This window comes from Arthrobacter sp. AG258 (assembly GCF_004364695.1).
Taxonomy (GTDB): Bacteria; Actinomycetota; Actinomycetes; order Actinomycetales; family Micrococcaceae; genus Arthrobacter.
Window position 1 is genome coordinate 216,154 of sequence record NZ_SOBI01000002.1, and the last position, 23,775, is coordinate 239,928.

Annotated in this window: 22 protein-coding genes and 1 pseudogene; 5 read left to right on the forward strand and 18 right to left on the reverse strand. The window is 63.2% G+C overall.

The window, feature by feature from the left end; genetic code table 11:
* Nucleotide 1: 1 nt before the first annotated feature.
* The 4 genes from DFO47_RS04290 to DFO47_RS04305 form a co-directional block, all read right to left on the reverse strand.
* Complete coding sequence (locus tag DFO47_RS04290; RefSeq protein ID WP_133830835.1) at nt 2–775, reverse strand: SDR family oxidoreductase; 774 nt, start codon at nt 773–775, stop codon at nt 2–4.
* Between the two features lie 66 nt (nt 776–841).
* Nucleotides 842–2,287, reverse strand: coding sequence for a glutamine synthetase family protein (locus DFO47_RS04295; protein WP_243835349.1), 1,446 nt, complete (start codon nt 2,285–2,287; stop codon nt 842–844).
* A gap of 220 nt (nt 2,288–2,507) precedes the next feature.
* Nucleotides 2,508–4,214 carry a sulfite reductase flavoprotein subunit alpha gene (locus tag DFO47_RS04300; RefSeq protein WP_133830836.1) on the reverse strand — a complete coding sequence of 569 codons (1,707 nt, stop codon included), beginning with the start codon at nt 4,212–4,214 and terminating at the stop codon, nt 2,508–2,510.
* A complete protein-coding gene (locus DFO47_RS04305) occupies nt 4,204–5,577 on the reverse strand; it encodes an aldehyde dehydrogenase family protein (RefSeq protein ID WP_133830837.1) in 1,374 nt (457 codons plus the stop codon). Before DFO47_RS04305 ends, DFO47_RS04300 begins: the two co-directional genes overlap by 11 nt.
* 379 nt (nt 5,578–5,956) lie before the next feature.
* Between DFO47_RS04305 and DFO47_RS04310 the strand changes: the two genes are divergently transcribed.
* From DFO47_RS04310 to DFO47_RS04330, 5 genes are all read left to right on the forward strand, one after another.
* Entirely contained in the window at nt 5,957–7,480 is a 1,524-nt protein-coding gene (locus DFO47_RS04310; RefSeq protein ID WP_133830838.1) for an APC family permease, read from the forward strand.
* Between the two features lie 308 nt (nt 7,481–7,788).
* Nucleotides 7,789–9,129, forward strand: a complete 1,341-nt coding sequence (locus DFO47_RS04315) for an aminotransferase class III-fold pyridoxal phosphate-dependent enzyme (RefSeq protein ID WP_133831058.1) — start codon at nt 7,789–7,791, stop codon at nt 9,127–9,129.
* Nucleotides 9,130–9,278: 149 nt separating this feature from the next.
* Complete coding sequence (locus DFO47_RS04320) at nt 9,279–10,394, forward strand: Zn-dependent alcohol dehydrogenase (protein ID WP_166651676.1); 1,116 nt, start codon at nt 9,279–9,281, stop codon at nt 10,392–10,394.
* A gap of 203 nt (nt 10,395–10,597) precedes the next feature.
* Nucleotides 10,598–12,088, forward strand: a complete 1,491-nt coding sequence (locus DFO47_RS04325) for an aldehyde dehydrogenase family protein (RefSeq protein ID WP_133830839.1) — start codon at nt 10,598–10,600, stop codon at nt 12,086–12,088.
* A gap of 154 nt (nt 12,089–12,242) precedes the next feature.
* Nucleotides 12,243–13,514, forward strand: coding sequence for a M20 family metallopeptidase (locus tag DFO47_RS04330; RefSeq protein WP_133830840.1), 1,272 nt, complete (start codon nt 12,243–12,245; stop codon nt 13,512–13,514).
* A 675-nt stretch (nt 13,515–14,189) separates the two neighbouring features.
* On the opposite strand, the pseudogene DFO47_RS04335 reads toward DFO47_RS04330, so the two are convergent.
* The 14 genes and pseudogenes from DFO47_RS04335 to DFO47_RS04400 all read right to left on the reverse strand — a co-directional run.
* Nucleotides 14,190–14,873 (reverse strand): annotated as a pseudogene (locus DFO47_RS04335) (magnesium chelatase domain-containing protein); the annotation flags it as partial.
* Complete coding sequence (locus DFO47_RS04340; protein WP_018759991.1) at nt 14,873–15,229, reverse strand: YraN family protein; 357 nt, start codon at nt 15,227–15,229, stop codon at nt 14,873–14,875. The gene DFO47_RS04340 and the pseudogene DFO47_RS04335, both read right to left, overlap by 1 nt.
* 102 nt (nt 15,230–15,331) lie before the next feature.
* On the reverse strand, nt 15,332–15,658 hold the full coding sequence (locus tag DFO47_RS04345; RefSeq protein ID WP_018759992.1) for a DUF2469 domain-containing protein: 327 nt from the start codon (nt 15,656–15,658) through the stop codon (nt 15,332–15,334).
* A 48-nt stretch (nt 15,659–15,706) separates the two neighbouring features.
* Complete coding sequence (locus DFO47_RS04350) at nt 15,707–16,495, reverse strand: ribonuclease HII (RefSeq protein ID WP_243835350.1); 789 nt, start codon at nt 16,493–16,495, stop codon at nt 15,707–15,709.
* Nucleotides 16,496–16,497: 2 nt separating this feature from the next.
* Entirely contained in the window at nt 16,498–17,325 is an 828-nt protein-coding gene (gene lepB / locus DFO47_RS04355; protein ID WP_133830841.1) for a signal peptidase I, read from the reverse strand.
* Nucleotides 17,326–18,003: a signal peptidase I gene (lepB, locus tag DFO47_RS04360; protein ID WP_109044994.1), complete on the reverse strand. Its 678-nt coding sequence runs from the start codon at nt 18,001–18,003 to the stop codon at nt 17,326–17,328.
* A gap of 84 nt (nt 18,004–18,087) precedes the next feature.
* Nucleotides 18,088–18,447 (reverse strand): 50S ribosomal protein L19, encoded by a 360-nt coding sequence (rplS, locus tag DFO47_RS04365; RefSeq protein ID WP_018759996.1) that lies wholly within the window; start codon nt 18,445–18,447, stop codon nt 18,088–18,090.
* A gap of 244 nt (nt 18,448–18,691) precedes the next feature.
* Nucleotides 18,692–19,504, reverse strand: a complete 813-nt coding sequence (trmD, locus tag DFO47_RS04370) for a tRNA (guanosine(37)-N1)-methyltransferase TrmD (protein ID WP_133830842.1) — start codon at nt 19,502–19,504, stop codon at nt 18,692–18,694.
* The gene (gene rimM / locus DFO47_RS04375; protein ID WP_133830843.1) at nt 19,505–20,050 is read right to left on the reverse strand and encodes a ribosome maturation factor RimM; all 546 of its coding nucleotides are present in this window, start codon (nt 20,048–20,050) and stop codon (nt 19,505–19,507) included. It lies immediately after the preceding gene.
* 119 nt (nt 20,051–20,169) lie between these two features.
* Nucleotides 20,170–20,412, reverse strand: a complete 243-nt coding sequence (locus tag DFO47_RS04380) for an RNA-binding protein (RefSeq protein WP_018759999.1) — start codon at nt 20,410–20,412, stop codon at nt 20,170–20,172.
* A gap of 1 nt (nt 20,413) precedes the next feature.
* Nucleotides 20,414–20,836, reverse strand: a complete 423-nt coding sequence (gene rpsP, locus DFO47_RS04385; protein WP_018760000.1) for a 30S ribosomal protein S16 — start codon at nt 20,834–20,836, stop codon at nt 20,414–20,416.
* Nucleotides 20,837–21,055: 219 nt separating this feature from the next.
* On the reverse strand, nt 21,056–21,505 hold the full coding sequence (locus DFO47_RS04390; protein WP_133830844.1) for a hypothetical protein: 450 nt from the start codon (nt 21,503–21,505) through the stop codon (nt 21,056–21,058).
* Between the two features lie 163 nt (nt 21,506–21,668).
* Nucleotides 21,669–22,544 (reverse strand): VOC family protein, encoded by an 876-nt coding sequence (locus DFO47_RS04395; protein ID WP_133830845.1) that lies wholly within the window; start codon nt 22,542–22,544, stop codon nt 21,669–21,671.
* Between the two features lie 100 nt (nt 22,545–22,644).
* A complete protein-coding gene (locus DFO47_RS04400; protein WP_133830846.1) occupies nt 22,645–23,727 on the reverse strand; it encodes an amidohydrolase family protein in 1,083 nt (360 codons plus the stop codon).
* Between the last annotated feature and the right edge of the window lie 48 nt (nt 23,728–23,775).

Genomic DNA, 23,775 nt, shown 5'->3' on the forward strand with positions numbered 1-23,775 from the left:
GTCAGTAAACCAGCCAGCCACCGTCGACGTGGATGGTGGTACCGGTCACCCAGCTGGCCTCGTCGCTGGCCAGGAACGCGACGGCGTTGGCAACGTCGGACGGGCGGCCGATACGTCCGAGCGGCGTACGGTCAAGGAGGAACTTCACGGCCTCTTGGTTCTCCAGCACGGACTTGGTGAACGGGGTCTCGATGAAGCCCGGGGCAACAGCATTGACGCGGATCTTGGAAGCCGCGGTTTCGATGGCCAAAGCCTTCGTGAACATCAGGAGTGCACCCTTGGAAGCGTTGTAATGCACCTGGGGGTGCCCGCTGCTGGCGATGACGATATGGGCCTCGACTGATGTGATGTTGACGATGGCGCTGGTTGAATCGTCGCCTCGGGCGGCGGCGCCCTTCTCCAGCAGCGGACGTGCAGCCTGGCTGACCAGGAACGGGCCTGTGGAGTTCACGGCGAAGACCTGGTCCCATTCGGCAACGCCGAGGTCATCGAAGTTGCTGCCCTTGACGATGCCTGCGTTGTTGACGAGGGTGTCGAGCCGGCCGAACTTGGCATCGATCTCGGCCATGCCGCTGCCGACCGAAGCCTCGTCGGCGACGTCCATAACAACAGGAACCATTTCCGGGTGCTGGCCAACCAGGCGCTCGAGCGCGGCCTCGTCACGGTCGAGGGCTACGACGGTAGCGCCCTCCTTGAGCAGCTTTTCTGCGATGGCAAGGCCGTTTCCGGACGCGGCTCCGGTGACTGCGGCGATCTTTCCGGGGTGAGTAGTCATTGGGTGTTTCTTCTTTCTTGGTAAGGAAAATGGTGGATTGAACGCTTCTCAGCGCTGCACTGGGCGCTAGATTCGTTCCAGGTAACGTGCGATTTCGAAGTCGGTGACACTGGTCTGAAGCTTGCGGAGCTCCCAGCGCCTCGTCTGGACGTAGTGCGTGACGAAGGTTTCACCGAAGTACTCCTTGGCGACCTCGCTCTTCTCGAACTGTTCGATGGCCTGGCCGAGTGTTGCGGGGAGCTCCTTTACCTGGTGTCCCTCCTCCAGGGCGTATGCGTTGCCTACCACCCGCTTGGGAGCGGTCATCTTTGTGTCCACGCCGTGCAGGCCGGCGGCGATGCTGGCAGCGATGACCAGGTAAGGATTGGCGTCAGCGCCAGGTACCCGGTTTTCGATGCGCGCAGCACTGCCCGTTGACGGGATGGACCTGATGGCAACCGTACGGTTGTCCAGGCCCCAGGTGGCGCTGGATCCGGCCCATTGCCCGCCTTCGGTCCGCTTATAGGAGTTGATGGTGGGCAGGTAGAGGGCGGTAAGCTCCGGCGCCGTCTCGACGACGCCCGCCAGGTAGTTGTACCCGACGGCGCTCAGCTCGCCGGGCTCCTCGGCATTGGCGAAAGCTGACTTGCCGGATTCCGGATCCCAGAGACTCTGGTGCATGTGCCCGGAGGAGCCGGCCCACTCCGGGTTGATCTTGGCCATGAACGATGCCGTGTAGCCGGCTTCAGCTGCGACCTCCTTGACGGTGGCCTTAAGCCGGAGGGCGTTGTCCGCGGCTGCGAGAGCATCCGAGTAGTGGATGTTCATCTCGAACTGGCCCGGGCCGTTTTCGCTGTTGCTGGCCTCGATGAAAATACCCTGCTCAGACAGGCGGCGGCGGATCTCGCCGATGAGGAACTCGGTGCCTGTGTCCCTGACGAGGCTGTAGGTGTGGCTGCCAGCCGTGATGGGAGTCAGGTCACGCCAGCCGTTGGCGGCAAGCTCGGTTGGAGTCCCCTTGAACAGGTAAAACTCGAACTCGTAGGCGCAGACCGGCGAGTAACCGAGGTCTTCGGCTTTCTTCACAACCCGCTTAAGAATGCTCCGGGGACAGATCGCCGCCGGCTCGCCGGACATTTCGTAGGCATCGCAAATGACGGATGCGACCCCAGGTTCCCCCGGAACAACCTTCAGGGTGTTGAGATCCGGCAGCAGGGTCACGTCAGGGTAGCCCGAGTCCCACCCCGTGTAGCTGAGATCAGAAATGATCTCATCCTGAATGTCCCAGCCGAAGATGATGTTGCAGATGTTTGTGCCGCGCTCAGCGACACTTTCCAGGAAGTACCGGGCGGGGATGCGCTTGCCGCGCCACACACCGTCCAGGTCCACGACGCCCACTTTGAAGGTTTTGATGTCGTTTTCGGAGACGAACTTTTGCAGTTCGTCGTGGGCTGACCCTGCGGCGGTTTTATCCTGCATGTCGATTGCCTCGAGTTCTTGGAGGTCCTCCGGGACCTGTGTGATCGGATTCACTGTGTACCTCTTTATCCTCATTGATATCGGTTACTAAAGACACTAAATGCGGGGTCTCGCGGGCGTATGTGCAAAGTGCACATCATGATTGCCGGCTACATGCATTCGGTAAGCCACGTCACATTTGAGACCGCGTCCCTGCACTCAGGCCAAGGCTTTGTTGTGTTCCTGCCCGGTTCCAGGGGTGCGAAAATCCCCGGAACCGAGCGGGCAGGCAGGCTTAGTAGACGTCCTTGACGTAACGTCCTTCGCCTTTCATGGACTGCAGGTAGTCGTGCGCCAATTCGGGCGTCATTCCACCGTGGCTGATGAGCACGGCCAGCAAGGCTTCGTCAACGTCAGGTGCTATCTGTTTGCCGCCGCACACGTAGACCGAAGCACCGCCCGACAGCCAGGCAAAAACGTCTTCACCTTCCTCGCGGATCCTGTCCTGGACGTAGACCTTGCCCTGTTGATCCCGGGAAAACGCCAGGCTGAGCCGGTCCAGCACTCCATTGGTCTGCAGTTCTTCCATTTCATCCTGATAGAGCCAGGACGGCTTCTCGTGACGGTCCCCGAAGAGCAGCCAGTTCCGTCCCCGGGCCTGTGAGACTTCGCGCTCACGAAGGAAGCCGCGGAACGGGGCAATTCCGACGCCTGGGCCGATCATGATCACATCAGTTGAGCTGTCGTCGGGCAGGTGGAACTCGTGGGCCGGCAGCGGGAACACTTTCATGGCCGTCTTGGTTTCCGCGGCGGACTGGAGGAAACCGCTGCAAGCGCCCGAATGCCGGCGCCCGGCAGCCTCGTACCGCACGGAAGAGACCGTCAGGTGGACACGGTCACCGTCAGCAAGTGGACTGGATGCGATGGAGTAAGACCGGTGCTGCAAAGGCCGCAGCATTGGGATGAACTCGTGCGGATCAACATCTGTTGATCTCGTTTCCTGCAGGACGTCCAGCATGTCCCGTCCCCACAGCCAATTCTCCAACGCCAGGCGATCACCGGACTCGACGAGGTTCCGCACGGGATGATCGGGCGCGAGATCTTCAACCAGCCAGGCCACGATGCCCAGATGAGGCAGCCGAAGCTCATAGTCGTTTTGGAGGGACTCGCGTACTGTCTTGCCGTCGTTACCGAACACCTCGCTTCCCTCGAGGCCCAGAAAGGCGAGGAGGTCATCGACGAGCTCGCCGGAGTTGGCCGGGATTACGGCGAGTGAGTCACCCGGCCGGTAGTTGCGGCCGTCGCCGCTGACCTCCAGCTCATAGTGCCAGACCTCTTTTTCAGACTCCGGAGCGCTCAGGAGGCGGGCCTCGACGACAGTGGCCGTATCAGGTTCCCGGCGGGTGGTTTTGGGCTGCTCAGCGGGCGTTGTTCCCGGGGCGGAGGAGGCTTGCGGGGTTTTGCCTGGCTTCTTGGGAACAACTGTCTTGAAGGTCTCAAGCATGCCCTTGATCCACTTGCCCGACGTCAGGTCATAGTCGACATCGCAGTCAAGGCGGTCAAGGATCCGCTTGCCGCCGAGTTCGCCAAGACGTGTGTCAAGGTCGATGCCGGCCTTGCAGAAGTCTTCGTACATCGAGTCGCCAATGGCAAGGACCGCGAAGGGCACATCCTCAAAGAGGTCTGCGCCAGCGCTCTGAAGTTGATCCCAAAACGGTTGCGCGTTATCGGGCATGTGGCCGTTGTCGTGTGTGGCGGTAACGATCAGCAGCCGGTCCTTGCGCGCCGCATCTTCGGGGGTGAGCATGTCCAGGCTCATCAGCTCGGCTGCATAGCCCTGGGCGTTTGCCTTGTCCACGATCTTGGATGCCAGGAATTCTGCGTTCCCGGTCTGGCTGCCGTAAAGCACGCTCAGGGTCTGCACAGCACTGTCTGTTGCACCGGAAACTTCGGAAGAGATGCCTTGGTCGGTGCGGACCAGTTCCCCTGTCTCAGTTGTCACGATCAGTCCTTACAAAGACGGTTTTGAGTTCGGTGTAGGCCTCGATGGCTGCCTGGCCCAGTCCGCGGCCGATGCCGGACTGCTTGAAGCCGCCGAAGGGCGTTTGCATCCGGATCGAAGAGTTGGAGTTGACGGACAGAGCCCCGGATTCCACTCCCCGTGCTGTCCTGAGTGCCTGGCCTACATCGTTGGTCCAGATGGAGCCGCTGAGCCCGTAGATGGAGCTGTTTGCCAGGGCGATGGCTTCTTCCTCGGTGTCAAAGGGGATGACCGAGGCGATGGGGCCGAAGATCTCATCAGTTGCCACCCGGCTCTTGGGGTCCGGCGCAATAACGATCCGCGGTGCCATCCAGAAGCCGGGACCCTCCGGTGCCTCGCCTGCGGTGACAACGTTCAGTCCGTCACCGAGGAAGCTGGACACGGATTCGCGGTGGCTGGCCGATACCAGAGGGCCGAGATTTGTTGTGGCATCGAGCGGGTTACCGATCTTCAGGGCGCGGGTCGTTTCGATGAACCCTTCAACGAACTCGTCGAAGACTCCCCGCTGAACGAGAAAACGGCTGCGGGCGCAGCAGTCCTGACCAGTGTTGTCGAAGACAGACATAGGCGCCGCCTGGACGCACTTTGCAAGGTCTACGTCGTTGTAGACGATGCTGGCGGACTTGCCACCCAGTTCGAGGGTGACCCGTTTCATCGTCTTGGACGCTGCCTGGATAATCGACCGGCCGGTTTCGGTGGAACCGGTGAAACTGACCTTGTTAACGCCGGGGTGTTCGGCAAGGGCGTTACCGACGCGTGCCCCAGAGCCGGTGAGGACCTGCAGCGCGTCGCCGACGACGCCCAGTTCGTTCACGATTTGGCCAAGACGGACAGTGGACAGCGGGGTGAGGGCCGCAGGCTTAACGATTACGGCGTTGCCGCAGGCGAGGGCAGGTGCGATACCCCATGACGCGATCGGCAGAGGGAAGTTCCACGGGGAGATGACGGCTACGACGCCCATCGGCTCACGGAAGGTCATGCTGATGCCACCGTCGACGGGAATGGTGTCGCCGAGGATCTTGTCGATAATGCCCGCGTAGTACTTGAAGCATTCGGCTACTCCGAGCACTTCCTGCCGGGCGGCGGCCAGCGGTTTGCCCACGTCGGTTGATTCGAGCAAGGCCAGCTCGTCGGTGTGCGCGATGACAGCGTCCGCGATGGCCCAGAGGGCGTCACGGCGTTCGGCGATAGGCTTCCGCGCCCAAATGCTCTGCGCCTTCCGGGCACGCTCGACGGCCGCGTCAACCTCAGCCAAGTCGTACGAAGGGACTTCACCAATCAGTTCCTCTGTAGCGGGGTTGTAAACGGAAATAATGCTGCTCATACTCGGGTGCTCCTTCAGGAGAGTGGATTTCGTCAAAGATTCCTAGTCCCATGTGGAGTCTGGGAAGCTCCGTTGGTATCGAGCATGCCCGGGCTCCGGCCAGGGAGCGAGTGCGACGGGCACCACATCGATGTCAGGCATGTGCAACCTGCACACCGGGGTGACATGCGCCAAAACTGTGCATTGCGACCATGAGCGGTGGGGATAGTGTGCAGAGCTGACACAGCAGCGTGTAAGGAGCGACTTTAGGCTGTAACCCAGTTCACAGCAGCCGTGGCAAGGGGGCCACGACTGCAGTTGGATTTCAGCGGTGCTACTCATTTTCGCCCTGTCGAAAGCATCGTGAAATGACTAGGCTTCAAACGTCCGGGAGGGACGAATGGCAACTAATAATGTTCAATTTGAGCCGGTGGATGCCGGACCCAACGGACTCCTGACCCCCGACAAGTTACTCGGCCGCGGGCTAGGTGTCGGATCAATCGTGTTCATGGTTGTGGCTGGTGCCGCACCGATGACAGCTGTCGTGGCCGGCTGGCCTGTGGTGGTATCTGCCTCGGAAAGCACGGGCGGTCCACTGTTCTTCCTCATCGCCACGGCGATCCTGTTTCTGTTCGCGATTGGCTTCACGCGTATGACGCCGTTCGTGAAAAATGCGGGGGCCTTTTACTCCTACATACAGACTGGCCTCGGCCGGGGCATGGGGCTAGGGGCTTCCACCTTTGCACTGGGTACTTACCTGCTCCTGTTTCTTGCGCTGTGTTCATACTTGGGATCAGCGGCCCAGACCACTGTTCACGATCTGGGCGGCCCGGATCTGCCTTGGTGGCTGTGCAGTCTGGTGCTGATGGCGATCTGCGGTGCTCTTGCGTACCGGGACGTCGAGCTCTCCGCCAAGGTGCTGGGTGTGGTCCTGGTCATTGAAACGGTCGTTCTGTTGGCAGTAAACATCGGGGTGGTTGTCCACGGCGGTGCGGAAGGTTTGAGCGGTGACTCACTGTCCCCCGCCCGTCTGGGTGAAGGTGTCCCGCCGCTGGGCGTCATGTTTGCCTTCTTCTCATTCATTGGTTTTGAGGCCACCGCTGTTTTCCGCAACGAAGCGCGTGACCCCGACCGCACAATACCGCGCGCAACGTACATCGCCGTCCTCGCTGTCGGCATCTTCTACACGTTCACCGCATGGGCCATGCAGGCCGGTATCGGTGACAGCAACATCGTTGAAGTGGCTACGAATGATCCCACCAGCATCGTGGTCGGTTTGGCCGCGAAGTACGTCTCCCCTGTCCTGGCAACTCTCCTTCAAGTCTTCCTGATCAGCAGCCTCTTCGCCTGCATTCTCACGTTCCAGAACGTGCTGACGCGCTACCTGTTCACCCTCGGAACGCAGGGCGTGCTCCCCTCCGGGCTTGGCACGGTCCATCCCCGACACCGAGCTCCTTCCAGGGCCTCGTTGACTGTGTCGGTCGTGGCAATTGCCCTGCTTGGGGTCGAGGCGCTCCTCGGGCTAGACCCGGTGACGCAGGCGTACACCTGGTTTTCGGGATCAGCAACACTCGGCGTGGTGGTTCTGATGGCCCTCACGTCATTCTCGGTGCTCGTGTTCTTCCGGAGAAAGGCAACAGGAAAGCTGTGGGCCACGCTGTTTGCTCCCGCTCTTGCTGTGATCGGTCTCGGCGCGATTGTCTTCCTGGTCGTGCAGAACTTTGGGCTTCTTGTCGGCGGTGACCTGGCTGCAGGCATCCTGCTAACGGTCATGGGAGCCCTGTTTGTCGGCGGTTTGGTGACCGCACTGGTGATGCGCTCAAAACGGCCCGAAGCATACGCCGCGCTTCTGCCCCCGGTATCAAGCCAGGAGCACGAACCGGCCAAAAGCGAGAACTGCGCTACGGCGGAAAACAAGAGCTAACCCCCCGGGATTCCGGACTCGTGCCGGGCCCGAGGCACTGCTGTGGTGACCTCCAGAACGACGTCACCACAGCAGTGCCGAACCCGTTGATCTCTGATCACCCCACTTCTGGTCATACCTGACGGGGTCAACTCGATGGCCCGGCCTGCATCTTCTGAGGCCTGTGCAACACCGCCGGACCTCCACTGAGGCAAGCGACCATCTATCAGCCCTGGTACAAACGCCTCAGAAGGCTCGCCAGGACAGTAAAGGAGTATTCCATTTCTGAGAGCGCTCTGTTGAAGCAGACCATTGATAAGACATACCCGGTGGTCACCCATGGCCGGGGGGTCTACTTGTATGACTCAGCCGGTCTGCAGTACCTGGACGGGTGCAGCGGGGCCATGACTGCAAACATCGGCCATGGCGTAGAAGAAGTTGCAGAGGCGATGAAGGCGCAGTCATGCCGGGTGGCCTTTACTTACCGAACCCAGTTCACGAATGTGCCCGCCGAGGCCTTGGCAAGGCGGCTCACCGATCTGGCACCGGGAGACCTTGACTGGGCATTCTTCGTCAACAGCGGATCAGAGGCGTCCGAGTTCGCCATCCGGACAGCAGTCAGCTACTGGCGCGAAAGGGGGCTCCCGGGCAAAGTCAAAGTTCTCGGCCGGAACATCAGCTATCACGGCATGACCATGGGAGCCCTGTCAATGTCGGGACATGCAGCACGCCGCCCCGACTACGGGCCGTTGTTGCATGCGTTCTCCTTCGCCCCGCCGGCCTACGCGTATCGCTTCGCGCAGCCGGGCGAGAACGAAGAAGCATACGCGCTGCGGGCTGCGCAAGCCTTCGAAGATGCCATTCGGAACGAGGACCCTGGCACGGTCGCAGCAGTGATCGTGGAACCGATCGTTGGAGCCGCCGGCGGGGTCCTGACGCCTCCGGCTAGCTACCTCTCCCGGTTGCGCGAAATCTGTGACCGGTTGAATGTGCTGCTGATCATTGATGAGGTCATCACGGGCGTCGGGCGGACGGGAGATTGGTTTGCGAGTTCCTACGAGAACGTCGTCCCGGACCTTCTTCTCATCGGTAAAGGATTAAGTGCCGGTTATTCCCCTGTTGCCGGCGTCCTGCTCCGAGGCCATGTTGTCGAGGCGCTCAGGGAAGGCAGCGGTGTCGCTCCGTTCGGGCACACCTTTTCGGGGAATCCCCTGGGGGCAGCCACCTGCCTGGCGGTCCTGGACTTCATGGAACGCCGGAACGTCCTTGCAAACGTCCGGCAGCGGGGGAAGCAGCTCAAAGAAGGACTGCTCTCCCTGGCAGCCAGGTACCACTGCATGGCCGATGTCCGTGGCCGGGGCCTGCTGTGGGGCTTCGAGTTCGTTACGGACCAGGAAAGCAAGCAGGCGCCCGATCCTGCGCTCGGAGCGGCCAACACCTTCGTGCAGGAATGCCTCGCCCAGGGGCTTATTGTCTATCCGGCAGGCATTGCTCCGCTGAACAACGCGGTGATCCTGTCCCCGCCCTTGGTGATCAGCAAAGAGGAGACCCGGGTACTGCTGGCGAAGCTGGAGGAAGCCCTTCGCGCCATGGAACACCATGTTGAGCGGTGGGCCGCTGTGGATGACAGCCGGAGCGGATCCCGAGTTGGAAGCGGAAGCTGTCTTTAATCCCTGTCATTCCACCATGTGCCGACGCTGGTCACCTTGCACATAGTGGCCGTAAAGGCTGTTCCCTCCACACACTTTTGAAACTCTGCCAGGGCCGAAGATGGTCGAAGCGATCCATCTGCAAATGCCTAAACCCTCAAGGAAGCCAAGTGCCTACACCCATTCTTGCCGCCGTACTGGAAAAGCCCGGAACACCTCTCCAGATCCGCGAGCTGCTGCTGGATGATCCGGAGGACCATGAGGTCCTCATCCGGACGGAGCGAGTTGGCCTTTGCCACAGCGATCTGCACTACCTGAAGGGGGCCCTGGATATCTCCCTGCCGGCGGTCCTCGGACATGAAGTCGTAGGCATTGTCGAGCGCGTCGGCTCCGGCGTCACAAGAATTAAGACTGGAGACCGCGTCGTAACAACCGTAACCCCGTCCTGTGGCGCTTGCCGCAACTGCATCAGCGGGCGCCCGACCCAGTGCGAACGGGTCGACTCGATGCGTGAGCGGCAGCGGCCCAGACTCATCTCACATGATGGATCAAGCGTCGAGTCGCTCGGCGGTATCGGCGCATTTGCGGAGGCCTTCCTGGTGAAAGAGGCATCCGTTGCAGTGGTCGGCTCTGACCTGCCTCCCCAGGTGGCATGTCTTCTCGGTTGCTGCATCAGTACAGGAGTCGGCGCGGTCATTCACGGCGCAAAAGTAGGGCCAGAGGATACTGTCGCCGTAATCGGCTGCGGCGGCGTCGGAATAGCCGCCATCCAGGGTGCAAGGCTGGCTGGGGCTCGACGGATCATTGCCATTGACGCCGTGCCCGCGAAGCTGGAGCTCGCCCGCAACTTCGGTGCCACGGACACAGTTCTCTCATCACCTGACCCGACAGAAACACTCATCCAGGTCCGGTCACTTCTTCCCCAGGGTGTTAGCCATGCAATCGAGGCGGTCGGCCGCAGTGAGACAGCGGAACTCGCCTTTTCGCTCCTGAGCCCGAACGGAACCGCCAGCATACTCGGTCTCATGCCCACCGGGTCCGAACTGCGTATCCCCGCAGATGCACTCATCTACGGCGACCGACACCTCCAAGGCGCGTACATGGGTGCGAACAGGTTCCTCAGCGATGTCGACATGTTCACCGACCACTACCTGAACAATCGGCTGGATCTCGATGGAATGGTTACCAAAGAGCTGCCCTTCGACCGCATCAACGAGGGATTCGAAGCGATGGCGGATGCGTCGACGATCCGCGTCGTGCTGAACATGACCAACAGGCAATCGTGATCCAGATAACTGCGTAGATCGTTGCGGCGTCGGCCTGGTTACCGGTGATCGCGATCTTGCTTTGCGCCACAGCCGGGCCGGAACGAACGTTAGGCCGCTGCACAGCCTTCCGAACATGAACAGCAAACATCGGGGGCCAGCCCCTGCCGTCACTGGTTATGGACGACAAAACCCACAAACGAAACCAGAGGAGCAACCCTTAAATGACTGAAGGACTAGCCCAACTGACTGATATTGCCCCCGACCTCGTCGAGCAACGCTCCTTTGTCAATGGCACATGGCTGCAGCTCGAGGAAAACGGCCGCTACCTTACCAACCCAAATACTGGCGAACCCCGGCAGCCGATGCGCAAGACCGCAAAGGATGATGTCGAGCGGGCACTCGCGGCAGCAGCGACCCTTCACAGGTCCGGGAAACTTGAAGACATCAAACTCCCGGACCGCCTTGAGCTCTTGACGAAGGTAGCCGCGTCCCTCGATGCGAAGAGCGAAGAAGTCGCCCTCCAGGACAGCATCAACACCGGGGTTCCTATCCGCACCACCCGCCTGATTGCCGGTGCACTGGGTGACAGAGTCCGCGGAACTATTGCTGAAGCGGAACGGCTTGGTGAATCGGAGACCCTTGACCATGCCAGGTCTGTGGTCATCCTGCGCAAGCCCCTCGGCCCAGCCCTCATCGTCGGCCCCTGGAATGCCCCAACGTTCACCGTGGTCGGCAAGGTGGCGGCAGCCATGGCGGCCGGTTGCCCCGTCATCCTCAAACCCTCCGAGAACGCCCCCAGCGGTTGCCAGCTCTTCGCTGAGGCGATCGTGTCTGCCATGACCGAACTGGGATACCCGGGCGCCGCGTTTCAGCTGATTCATGGGAATTCGGAGACAGGAGCACTGCTGACATCGGACCCCAGGATCGAGGCTCTTTCATTTACGGGTGGCGATTCCGCAGGCCGGACGGTTGCGCAGGCTGCCGCGTCCAACCTGGCGGTCATGCAGATGGAGCTCGGATCCAACAATCCCGTGATCATTCTGAATGACGCCGACGTCAGCTCGGCGGCGCGGTCCATTGTGCAGGGCATGACGCGTCTCAACGGCCAGTGGTGTGAGGCGCCAGGCAAAGTACTGGTTGACGAGTCGATTCACGACCGTTTCGTTGAAGCTATGAAGTTTGAACTCAGTAAGCTTCGGGTCGGAAACGCCTTGGATGAGTCGACGCAAGTGGGTCCCCTGGCATTCCAGCGGCAGCGTGATGGCTTGAAAGCCTCAGTGAATCGGCTCCTCGAGCTGGGGGGAAAGCTCGTCACTGGCGGCGAGCTGCCGGGTCTTGACGGCTGGTTCATGGCACCGGGGATGATCGTCGGATGTGCCGCCGAGGCCGCCACGGAAGAGCTTTTCGGGCCGCTGGTAACGGTACATCCGGTGCATTCGGTCGAGGAGGCACTTGCCCATGCGAACGGCCCCGCAACCGGCCTGGATGCCTACGTATTCGGTGCCAATGAAGCAAGGGCCATCGAAGTGGGATCCCGTATTCGTGCCGGTGAAGTCCGCATCAACGGCACATTCATGAGCGACCTCGCCGGCAGTTCACGCCAGAGCTTTTGGGGCACCAGCGGTATCGGTGGCCACGGTCCGCAGTATGGCGTCCGCTTCTTCACCGGCGACCGCGTGGTTGGCGTGGACAGGACGGATTCCCCGCTCTAGGCGCCATATCCGACCCCAACAAGCGTAGGCCAGGCCCCGTGGGGGCCTGCGACAAACAGTCCGGGAACGTGACGCGTGGCTAAGACGGGGGTCCGCGTCCTCTCGGGAAAGCAGCAGGCCAGAGCCTGGCAACATGAGACGAGAAAGTCCTTCAATGACAGATACTTCAACGACAGATACGGTGCGGTTTTCACCGCTGAGTTTCCTTGAGGACGCCACAGCGGCGATCCCGGCCTATGGAAGCGACCTGGTCGATTTCCGTAGGGAAATGCACGCCGATCCTGAAGTCGGCCTGTATCTGCCCCGCACCCAGGCCCGGGTCCTTGAGGCACTCAAGGGACTCGACCTCGAAATAAGCCTGGGAAAAGCAGCCTCGTCCGTGGTTGCGGTACTACGCGGCGGGGCCACCCAGGCCCCCGTCGGGAGCCGTCCCACTGTACTGCTCAGAGGTGACATGGATGCCCTTCCTGTGGCAGAAAAGACGGGAATACCCTTTGCCTCGACTAATGGAGCGATGCATGCCTGCGGTCATGACCTGCATACAGCGGGCCTGATTGGTGCCGCCCGGTTGCTTTCGTCCGTACGTGACAGCCTGACCGGTGACGTCATCTTCATGTTCCAACCGGGGGAGGAAGGACATGAGGGGGCCCGCATCATGCTGGAGGAAGGCGTTCTTAACGCAGCCGGCAGGCGACCGGATGCTGCCTACGCCTTGCATGTCGTTTCGGACATCCCGTCAGGCGTGTTCACGACCCGTGCCGGCTCCTACATGGCTGCCTTCGGAGATCTGTCCGTCAAGGTTATCGGGCGTGGCGGGCACGGTTCACGCCCCTTCCAAGCTCTGGATCCCATACAGGTAGCTGCTGAAATGCTTGGCGCGCTCCAAACGTACATCACCCGGCGATTCAACGTTTTTGATCCCGTGGTACTGTCCGTGGGCCAATTCCATGGCGGTTCCGCCTCTAATGTCATACCTGATTCGGCGGAATTCAGGGCCAGCGTCAGGTCTTTCAGCCCCGGTGTCGAAGCGCGGCTCGCACAGGAGTTGCCGGATCTCATCCGGCAACTGGCGACTGCTCATCAACTGACAGCCGAGGCAACGTTCACTCCGGTTATGCCGGCCACCGTCAATCACGAAAGTGACGCCGAACTCTGGGGCAGGACCGCACGGACGTTCTTCGGAGAGCACCGGTTCGTGCCCAGCCCGTCCCCCAGGACCGGCTCTGACGATTTCTCCCGTGTCCTCGTGGAGGTCCCAGGAGCGTACGGGCACCTCGGAGCTGGGTCTCCAGATATCGACCCCATGGAGTGGGCCCCCATGCACTCGCCCAGGGCAGTGTTTGACGACAGTGTCCTCGTCGACCAGACACAATTTATGGCGGGCGTGGCGCTTGGAAAGCTCCAGGAGTTGGAGGTCCTGGGGTAGCCCCGGGCGCAGCTCGGAGGGCTTCCGGAGCGGCCCACGCCTCACTTGAGGCAGCGGACCTAGCAGGACCGGTCTCGAAGCCCCGAATGGATGGCAGTTCAACCACTATCAGATTGGTACACCCAACGTGACGTCAGCGCCCCATCCGGGTCCTGTCACAATAGAGTCCTCTTCTTTCCTTCCTGACAAGGACACGAGTGGGTCCTGGAATGCAATCTGACACATGGGGGCGAAGACGTTCTCCCCTTTGGAGCGCACAGCCCACCCATGGACCACTTCCGCCTTACCCCTGGCACCCGTGGCGCAAGCTGCTAACTCATGCCTACCATCCTTCTTACCGTTGGCCCGGTCGTCCTGGCGGGGTCGATGCAGGCGTGCGAAAGAATGTGCCGAGGCCCAGGGCTGATGGAGTTCAGTACCATCTGAAGACCAGACACTGTTAGCAATAGGGGTGGGTCCGAGAACGTTGCCTCATATGACCAATGAACCCCTCCGTGACTGATCAGGACCCATCTCACTAGATCTGACCGTCTTGCCGGAGACCGCCGCCCAGGCGAGGGCAGCAGCTCGGCCGGGCTCGTGCAGGCGCTGCATCCGCGATGAAAGTCACGAGCACGTTTTGACTGCAATTCAGCCACCGCTCGCGCCTTCACGCATGCATGGTTAAGGACATAGACCCGGCGGCCCCGTGAGGAGCAGGTGGTGTGCCCCTGCGGCAGCCACTTCCAACGCCTGGCGTGCCTCGGACTGGCCGGCAACATCGGCCATGTCCGGACACGGCCCGGCCGCCGGGTGTCCATCGTCAACATCGTCGGCGTCGTCCGGTTCAAAGTCCAAGGCGAGCTCCTGCGGATCCGCCCCGAAGTCCAGGGCCAGGCGCGCCAGCGTGCGGTAGCCGCGGACACTGGCTCCAGGCACGAGCGATGCCTCGGCAAGGTTTGCCTGCGCCACCACGACGTCCGGATAGCCGGCTTGTACCGCGGCCATCACGGCAGGCAGGATTCCCCGCACCGGCCGCAGCCGTCCGTCGAGGCCGAGCTCGGCAATGAAGACTGTCCGTCCGGTGGCTTTGACATCGTTCGATGCCCTCAGCACGGCCATGGTGACCGCGAGGTCGAAACCCGAACCACGTTTAGGCAGCGACGCCGGGATGAGGTTGGCGGTGATCTTCCGGCGGCTGAGCGGAATGCCGGAGTTCTTCGCGGCAGAACGGATCCGTTCCTTGGCTTCGTTGAGGGCCGCGTCCGGGAGCCCGAGGATGACGAAAGCCGGCAGTGTTTGGCCAATGTCGGCCTCCACTTCGACCACGTACCCGTTCAGGCCTACCAGGGCGATGGAGTAAGTCCGCCCCAGGGCCATCACCCAACCCCCTTGAGGTGCTCCACCACAGGGTGGCCGCCGCCGTCGTCCACCACGGCGATAACGTCCACGCGGCGCAGGGGCATCCGCAATTCCCGGTCGCGGCACCAGGCGGCGCCGAGCCGGTGCAGGCGTGCCAGCTTCTCCGGCCCCACGGCTTCAAAGGGATGGCCAAAGTCCAGGGAGCGGCGTGTTTTGACTTCTGCGATGACCAGCGCGTCACCGTCAAGGGCCACGATGTCGATCTCGCCCTCGGTGCATCGCCAGTTGCGCTCCACCACCAGCATGCCCAGCGTTTCCAGATAACCGGTGGCGAGGTCTTCGCCGCGCCGGCCCAGCAGGTCCTTCGATTTCATGTCTACCTCCGGAACCAGCTTGGAGGCGAACCGCTGCAGGGTACAGAAAGGCCCTGCCGTATGTGGACAGGGCCTTTCTGTGGAGGAAGAGTCGGTGCGCTGCTAGTTGCCCAGGTCCACGTCCTTGGGCAGGGCCAGCTCCTCGTTGCGCGGCAGTTCTTCGACGTTGACATCCTTGAAGGTCAGGACCCTGACGCTCTTGACGAAGCGCGCTGAGCGGTAAACGTCCCAGACCCAGGCGTCCTGGAGGGTCAAGTCGAAGTAGACCTCGCCGTCGGCGCTGCGGGCCTGCAGGTCCACGTGGTTGGCGAGGTAGAAACGCCGCTCGGTCTCGACAACGTAGGTGAACAGGCCGACGACGTCGCGGTATTCACGGTAGAGCTGAAGCTCCATGTCGGTTTCATAGTTCTCAAGATCCTCGGCACTCATGCTTCCATCTTGCACCATGTCCGGGGGCACCGGCGCCGGAAGCAGGACTCAGGCTTCGTCCTGCGGGTCTTCGTCAGGAGATTCGGTGCCCTGCAACTCGCCGCCAAGCAGCCGCCAACTGACCCGGTGGTAGGGAGTCGGTCCGGCTGCGCGCAGGACATCACGGTGGGCTGCGGTGGCGTAACCCTTGTTGATGTCCCAGCCGTAATCCGGGTACTCGAGGTGCAATTCGCGCATCATCCGGTCACGCTCCACTTTGGCGATGACGCTCGCTGCGGCCACACTCAGGCACTGCATGTCCGCTTTGACCTTGGTGTGGACGGGCGCTTCACAGGCGGCTTCCACCACCGGCTGGTCGAACAAGGAAAGCTGCTCTGCCGGGGAAAGCCAGTTGTGGCTTCCATCCAGCAGCACCGCTTCCGGAATGACTCCGGCTCCCAGGATGGCCCCCCAGGCACGGGTTCCTGCCAGCCGCAGGGCTGCAATGATGCCGAGCGAATCGATCTCGGCGGCAGTCGCATGGCCAACCGCCGACGCAACGCTCCAGCGCCGCACCAACGGTTCCAGCCGCTCGCGCTCGGCCGGGCTGAGGAGCTTGCTGTCCCGCACGCCCGCCAGCGGTTTTTGGCGCTCCAGGTCCACGACAGCAATTCCCACGCTGACCGGCCCGGCAAGCGCACCGCGGCCCACCTCGTCAACACCGGCCAGGAGCCGCACGCCCTGGGCCTTGAACGTACGCTCGTGCCGCAAGGTGGGCGCCTTGGCCCCGCGCGCCGGCGTGGCTCCGACGCTTCTGCGCGGCGCTGCTGCGGGGACGGTCCGGGTGGCGGACGGCATGGTCAGCGGCCCGCCGGGACGTTGCGGAACACGTCCGGGTAGTTGTCCAGGGTCTTGATCCGGTTCAGCGGCCACGCGATGACCGCGGCCTTGCCCTCAAGGTCCTTGAGGTCGATGAAGCCGCCGTCGTTTTCCATGTGTGACCGGGAATCCGCCGAATGGTTACGGTTATCGCCCATCACCCACACTTTGCCCTCCGGAACGGTGACGTCAAAGTTACGGACCTGCGGGACTTCGGCGGGGTTGATGTAGGTCTCGTCCACGGCTGTTCCGTTGATGGTCAGTTTACCGCCGGCGTCGCAGCACACCACGTGGTCGCCGGGCAGCCCGATGACCCGCTTGACCAGGTGCTGGTCGGTGTTGTCGGGCAGCAACCCCACAAACGTCAGGCCGTCCTGAACCCAGGTGAACGGCCCCTGGGTTTTTGCTGCTGTTGGCGGCAGCCAGCCCTTGGTGTCGCGGAACACCACCACGTCCCCCCGGCTGAGCGCAAACGGCTCCGGGACGAGGAGATTGACGAAGATCCGGTCGTCCACATCAAGGGTGTTCACCATGGACTCGGACGGGATGAAGAACGCCCGGAAGAGGAAAGTCTTGATGAGGAAGGACAGCACAACGGCGATGACCACGACGGTGGCAATCTCCTTGAGCCACCCGAGCAAAGGGTTGCCCGTGGCCTTTCCGGCCGGTTTGGAGCGGGAGCCGCCCTTCCGGTGGGAGTTCGTGCCGGCCTCGGGACTGTCGCCCGGCTCTGCGGGGGTTGGAACGGCCTGGTTCCCTGCGGCGCCGTCATGGCGCGGTTCAGGATTCCGCGCTGGGTTCTCGGGCATTTACCGTCCGTTCTGTGTTGTCGGCCCCACCACTGGCGGCCGCTCTACTGGAGCAAATCTATCAAGGGGCCACAGGATCTGGACCGGCCGGCCGACGACGCGCTCCAGCGGGACCATGCCGCCTCCTGGAGCTCCCAGCAGGCTGCGCGAATCGGCGGATACCGACCGGTGGTCCCCCATCAGCCACAACCTGCCCTCGGGGACCACCGAGTTGAACTTCTGCGTGCTCGGGACCTCTCCGGGAAAGATGTACGGCTCATCCAGCGGTACCCCGTTCACGGTGACCTTGCCGCCCGCGTCGCAGCAGACCACCGTATCGCCTGGGAGGCCTATGACCCGCTTGACGTAGGTGGTGTCGCTCCCGGTGAGGCCCAGCCACTGGGCGAGGCCGCCCGCTGCGTCCATCAGCGGACCCCTGCCGCTGTTCAGGGGCGCGAACGTACCGCGTCCGTCAAAGACGACGATGTCCCCGCGCCTGATGGGGTCGGCCTGGAAATCGGTGCGCGAGACCAGGATCCGGTCACCGCCTTGGAGTAGCGGCTCCATGGACTCGGAGGGAATGTAGTAGACATCGATCCACAAGGAGCGCACCACGCCGCTGATGGTGACGGCAAGGACCAGGGCCAGGAACACAAAACGCCAGCCCATGGTGCGGGGCTGGCGTTTTGTCTGGTGCATGGTCCGTATCCTGGCGCTGGTGGATTGCTCCGGCGCTGGCCGGTCACGGCCGCGTCCCAGCCGAGTGGCAAGTCCGAAAGGAACTTACTTGCCGGTGGCGAAGTCGCGCTTTTCCTTGATCTTCGCAGCCTTACCGCGCAGTGCGCGCATGTAGTAAAGCTTGGCGCGACGGACGTCACCCTTGGTAACGACCTCGATCTTTTCGATGATCGGGGAGTGCACCGGGAAGGTACGCTCCACGCCGACACCGAAGGAAACCTTGCGGACCGTGAAGGTTTCGCGGACGCCATCGCCCTGGCGGCCCAGGACGAAGCCCTGGAACACCTGGACACGGGAGTTCTTGCCTTCGATGATGTTCACGTGGACCTTGAGGGTATCGCCCGCGCGGAACTCGGGAACATCGTTGCGCAGCGAAGCTGCATCGAGGGAATCGAGAATATGCATGGTTGCACTCCTGGTGAACGCCACAGGTCATTCACTTTGGGTCACGGCAGGCAGGTCCGGCCGCCGAAAAGCGGGCCGGATTGTTGCCGCCGAAGTAAAGGGGTCCGGCCGCTTCAATGGTTGATGAGGCCGGTTGTCCGGCTGTTGGCCGCGCTACCCCCTGTGGCAGGTGCGGACCCAGCAGACACAAAGACCAATTTTGCCACAGTGCAGGGGTTACGCCAACTTGGGTCCGGCGCGGAAGCTATTCCTGTACCCCCGGCCCGGCGTCCGGGCGGCGGGCCAACCTCCCGGCCACGATGTCATACCCCAGGTCGTGCAGTTCGGTACGGTCGGCACGCGGAAGATTGCCGGCGTCGAACGCCTCCAGGAGGTCCGGGCGGCGTTCGGCCGTCCTCCGGTATTGCTCGTGCCGGCGCCACTGCGCGATCTTGCCGTGGTTTCCGCTGAGCAGGACCGCGGGGACCTCGCGGTCCCGCCACACGGACGGCTTGGTGTAGACCGGATATTCCAGCAGGCCGTCGGAGTGGGACTCCTCAACCAAGGACTCAGGGTTGCCCACCACACCCGGCAGGAGCCTGCCGATGGCCTCGACCATGGCCAGGACAGCGACTTCCCCGCCGTTGAGCACGTAGTCGCCAAGGCTTACGGGGCGGACGGTGAAGTGCTCCTGCGCCCACTCGATGACGCGCTCGTCGATGCCTTCATAGCGGCCACAGGCGAAAGCAAGGTGCTCTTCCTCTGCCAGTTCATAAGCCAGAGCCTGCGTGAACCTCTCGCCGGCGGGAGATGGAACGATCAGGACAGGTTTGTGCTGCGGATCGGGACGGCCCTGGGCCACCGCTGAGAGGGCCTGCGCCCACGGTTCGGGCTTCATGACCATCCCCGCGCCTCCGCCGTACGGAGTGTCGTCCACGGAACGGTGCTTGTCGGTGGTGAAGCTGCGGAGGTCGTGGACATGCAGGTCCAGGATCCCGTCCTGGCGGGCCTTGCCGATCAGTGAGAGCTCCAGCGGGGCAAGGTATTCGGGAAAGATGCTGACGACGTCGATCCGCATCTATTCCCGGCCTTCGGGTTCCGGGGATGCGGCGTCGCCGGCGTTCAGTTCAAAGAGGCCGTCCGGCGGGGTGAGCAGGACGAAGCCCTCCTCAAGGTTGACCTCGGGCACAATCTGCTCCACGAAGGGGACCAGGATCTCTTCGCCCGCCGGGGTGGTCACGGTCAGCAGGTCCTGGACGGGCATGGTGGCCAGGGCTGTCACCTTTCCCACCACCTGTGAGCCGACCCGCGCCTGGAGGCCGACGAGTTCGTGCTCGTACCAGCCTTCGTCGTCATCTTCCTCGAGTTCTTCCGTCTCGATGAAGAGCTTGGCGCCGCGGAGGGTTTCGGCCTGGTTCCGGTCCTTCACTTCCGCGAAGCCCAGGAGCAGGATGTCCTTGTTCCAGCGCGCACTGTCCAGCGTCAAGGGCCCGGACGCGGCGGGTTCAACGACGAACTCCGTGCCGGGGACAAACCTGTCGTCGGGGGCATCGGTCAGCACCTGGACCGTGACTTCCCCGCGAATGCCGTGCGGCTTGCCGATCCGCGCCACCTGAAGCTGCATCTGTTCCTCTGTTCCGGGTTGTGGTTGGTGTGGGGTGAAAGCACCGTGTTGATCAAAGCAGTCCGGCCCCTCCACCAGGTGGTGGAGGGGCCGGAGCAGAACTAAGTGTTGCCGAGCGCTCAGCGGCGGCGGTCGGTATCGACGACGTCGACCCTGACCGGTTCGCCGCCGGCCAGTGCTGCCACCACGGTGCGCAGTGCGCGTGCGGTGCGGCCCTGGCGGCCAATCACCCGTCCGAGGTCATCCTGGTGAACCCGCACTTCGAGGGTGTCCCCGCGGCGGTTGTTCTTCGAACTGACCTTGACGTCGTCCGGGGAATCAACGATTCCACGGACCAGGTGCTCCAGCGCTTCTGCCAGCAATCTACTCAGCCTCGGTGGTCTCAGCTTCGGCGTCGGCCGGGGCCTCGGCAGCGTCAGACTTGGAGGCCTTCTTGGTGATGGCTTCCGGGATGATGACCGAGCCCTTCTCCGGAGCTACGAAAGCGTCCTTCGCGACCTTGGTCTTGAGGGTGCCTTCCTGGCCCGGGAGGCCCTTGAACTTCTGCCAGTCACCGGTGATCTTCAGGATGGCGGCAACCTGCTCGGACGGCTGGGCGCCGACGGACAGCCAGTACTGGGCACGCTCGGAGTTGACCTCGATGAACGAGGGCTCTTCGGTGGGGTGGTACTTGCCGATCTCCTCGATGGCGCGGCCGTCACGCTTGGTGCGTGAGTCCGCGACGACGATGCGGTAGTACGGGGCGCGCATCTTGCCGAAGCGCTTAAGGCGAATCTTTACGGCCACTTTTGTGGTCACTCCTGTTTCAGAAAAGGGGTGAACCCGGCGTTCTGCACCCGTGGGGCGGGCCGTACTTGCGGGTTCGAAGGACAGGATCCGGACGCGGAGAGAGGGGCCACGCAGATCGAGTACCTGTTTATTGTGCCAGATCAGCGAACTTATTTCGACTCGGCGTCGCCGCGCTTCGCGCCGGCGCCGGCCGCGGGATGGGCCCTGCGGCGCCGGTCAGGCGGACCAGACGTACAGCCCGGTCCGCTCGGCGTCGTCCAGCCCGGCCGCGAGCCTGGCGAGCTGCTCCACGTAGGTCCGGGCCTGGGCCGCGCCGAAGGGCATGTCGTCCTGCGCGGCCCACTGCTCGGCGACGTCCTCGAGGACGTTGCCCTCGCCCTCGGTCTCGTAGGACAGGAGGTCGGCCAGCGCACGGACCATGGCAGGCGGAACTGCCAGGAGGGAGTCACTGGCGACGTCCACCATGGTCAGCTCATAGTCGGCACCACCGGCGTGGACAGCAGTCCCGGCGAGGTCGCCGAGCTGTTCGATTTCGAAGTCGCTGACTCCCTCGATCCGCACGGCTTGACTGCCAGGACCGACGTTCGCCGCGCTCCCTGCATCAAGGAGGCCGGCGCGTTTGAGCGCGGCGTCATGGGTGGCAACAAAGATCTCGGTGAAGCCCATGGCTGTTTGCCCTTCTTCCGTTTGGCGGAACTGCGCGCCGGGCGCTGCCCGCGTCCCGGCCGTACTGAATCAGCCTAGTAGCTGGGGACCGGCAGGGGCACGCGCCGGGCCGGGCCGCACGGGACAGTTCTCGGCACTGGCCGGCCTCCGCCGGCAGCGCAGCTCAGCGGACGGCCACCCGCAGCCGGTTGCGCCACGGATCCTCGAACCGGAGTTCGGCGCCGGTGTGGTGCGCGGTCACTCCGGCGACCTTGAGGCGGTCAGCCAAGGCGCCGACGTCGTCCCCTGAAGGAACTTCGATGAGGACTTCGCCCAGCCCAAGGGTGTCCTTGCGGGGGCCGGCCCCGCGGCTGTTCCAGACGTTCATCGCCATGTGGTGGTGGTACCGCCCGGCGGAAACGAACAACGCCTGCCCGTGCCAGCCCGCCGTCTTTTCGAAACCGAGGGTGCCCACGTAGAAGTCGCGCGCCGTCTGGACGTCTCCCACCTGGAGGTGGACGTGCCCCACGCCTGCGGCCGTCACGCGCTGGCCCTCAAGCGATTCCTCGGTGAGGTGCTGCTCCAGGTAGCGCTGCGGGGGCAGGGCGAGGCTGTCCATCACCACGTCCGTCCCGTTCCAGGACCAGTTGCTGCGTGGCCGGTCCCAGTACAGTTCGATGCCGTTGCCTTCCGGATCGGTGAAGTAGAAGGCTTCGCTGACCAAGTGGTCGGCGCTGCCGGTGAAGGACATCGGCTCGTATTGGGCCGCAGTGGCGATGGTGGCGGCAAGGGAGGCCTGGTCTTCAAACAGCAGCGCGGTGTGGAAGAGTCCGGCCTCTCCCCTGCCGGGCAGGTTCAGCCCGGGGGCCGGGGCCAGGTGCACCAGGGGGCGGCCAAGGCGGCCGAGGTACAGTCCGCCGTCCTGCTCGGCCACCACCTCCAGGCCGAGTGCGCGCTGGTAGTAGTCGGTCATGACCTTCATGTCCCCCACTTTGAGCATCACCGTGCCCATGGCGAGGTCGGCAGGAAGCAGGTCCTGGCTGTTGGCTGATGCGGTCATTGGAGGCTCCTTGGATTGGCGGCCGTCCCGATGGCGGCCTGTCACTTCTTAAAATTACTTGAAGCTTCAATTTATTCCAAGTCCCGGGCGCCACGGTGGGTCAACGGATAATGCGGCCGCCCAGCACGACGTGTTCCAGCCTGCCGATGGTCTCCGGGACCGCCCGTGGATCCTCACGACAGACGATCACATCGGCGCGTGCGCCTTCTTCCAGGCCGTCCGCTCCGAGCCAGCGGCGGGCTGCCCAGCACGCTGCATCCAGTGCTGCAGTCATCGGCAGGCCCGCACCGTGCAGGGCGAGGATTTCGTCCGCGATGCGGCCGTGGCCGATGACGCTGCCGGCGTCTGTTCCGGCGAAGATGCGCACCCCCGCTGCGTGTGCCTCGGCCACGCGCTCCAGCCTCCGCTCCCAGAGGGACCGCATGTGGGCTGCGTACCGTGGAAACTTCGGCTCCGCTTGGGCGGCAATGTCCGGGAAGGTGGCGATGTTGATGAGGGTGGGCACGATCGGCACGCCCTGCCCGGCGAACCGGGGCAGGTGCCGTGGCAGCAGCCCGGTGGCGTGCTCGATGCAGTCGATGCCGGCGTCGAGCATCTGGTCCAGGGTGTCTTCGGCGAAGCAGTGGGCCGTCACCCGGGCACCTTCGTCGTGTGCAGCCTGGACCGCGTCGCGGACGACGGCGGCAGGAAAGGACGGCGCCAGGTCACCGGCGCCCCGGTCGATCCAGTCCCCCACCAGTTTGACCCAGCCGTCCCCGTCCCGGGCCTGCTTGCGCACGGCCTCAACGAGGTCCTCGGGTTCGACCTCGTGGGCGAAACCGCGCAGGTAGCGCCGGGTCCGGGCAATGTGCCGGCCGGCGCGGATCAACACCGGGAAGTCCGTGCCGCCCTGCATCCAGCGCGTATCGGCGGGCGAACCCGCATCACGGACCAGGAGGGTTCCGGCGTTGAGGTCCGCAAGCGCCTGTTCCTGCGCTACGGCGGCCTCCACCGGACCGGCCGGCCCCAGCCCGATATGGCAATGGGCGTCCACGAAGCCCGGCAGTACCCAGCCGTCGAATACCCGGTCGGGTGGCTGTGCGGGCGGGCGGAACGTGAGCTTGCCGCCCACGGACCAGAGTCCCTGCCGCAGGCTGTCCGGTGCAGCCAGGACGGGTCCGCGAAAGTGAATGATTCCTGCCATCCGGGCATCCTTTCGTTGCCCGGTCAGGCTAGCATCATCGATTGTTAC

Excerpts from the sequence above, each read along its gene's own strand:
- DFO47_RS04290 (WP_133830835.1), bottom strand. The coding sequence starts at position 775 with ATGACTACTCACCCCGGAAAGATCGCCGCAGTCACCGGAGCCGCGTCC.
- DFO47_RS04305 (WP_133830837.1), bottom strand. The coding sequence starts at position 5,577 with ATGAGCAGCATTATTTCCGTTTACAACCCCGCTACAGAGGAACTGATT.
- DFO47_RS04310 (WP_133830838.1), top strand. The coding sequence starts at position 5,957 with ATGGCAACTAATAATGTTCAATTTGAGCCGGTGGATGCCGGACCCAAC.
- DFO47_RS04325 (WP_133830839.1), top strand. The coding sequence starts at position 10,598 with ATGACTGAAGGACTAGCCCAACTGACTGATATTGCCCCCGACCTCGTC.
- DFO47_RS04330 (WP_133830840.1), top strand. The coding sequence starts at position 12,243 with ATGACAGATACTTCAACGACAGATACGGTGCGGTTTTCACCGCTGAGT.
- DFO47_RS04340 (WP_018759991.1), bottom strand. The coding sequence starts at position 15,229 with ATGAAATCGAAGGACCTGCTGGGCCGGCGCGGCGAAGACCTCGCCACC.
- DFO47_RS04345 (WP_018759992.1), bottom strand. The coding sequence starts at position 15,658 with ATGAGTGCCGAGGATCTTGAGAACTATGAAACCGACATGGAGCTTCAG.
- DFO47_RS04350 (WP_243835350.1), bottom strand. The coding sequence starts at position 16,495 with ATGCCGTCCGCCACCCGGACCGTCCCCGCAGCAGCGCCGCGCAGAAGC.
- lepB (WP_133830841.1), bottom strand. The coding sequence starts at position 17,325 with ATGCCCGAGAACCCAGCGCGGAATCCTGAACCGCGCCATGACGGCGCC.
- lepB (WP_109044994.1), bottom strand. The coding sequence starts at position 18,003 with ATGCACCAGACAAAACGCCAGCCCCGCACCATGGGCTGGCGTTTTGTG.
- rplS (WP_018759996.1), bottom strand. The coding sequence starts at position 18,447 with ATGCATATTCTCGATTCCCTCGATGCAGCTTCGCTGCGCAACGATGTT.
- trmD (WP_133830842.1), bottom strand. The coding sequence starts at position 19,504 with ATGCGGATCGACGTCGTCAGCATCTTTCCCGAATACCTTGCCCCGCTG.
- rimM (WP_133830843.1), bottom strand. The coding sequence starts at position 20,050 with ATGCAGCTTCAGGTGGCGCGGATCGGCAAGCCGCACGGCATTCGCGGG.
- DFO47_RS04390 (WP_133830844.1), bottom strand. The coding sequence starts at position 21,505 with ATGGGCTTCACCGAGATCTTTGTTGCCACCCATGACGCCGCGCTCAAA.
- DFO47_RS04395 (WP_133830845.1), bottom strand. The coding sequence starts at position 22,544 with ATGACCGCATCAGCCAACAGCCAGGACCTGCTTCCTGCCGACCTCGCC.
- DFO47_RS04400 (WP_133830846.1), bottom strand. The coding sequence starts at position 23,727 with ATGGCAGGAATCATTCACTTTCGCGGACCCGTCCTGGCTGCACCGGAC.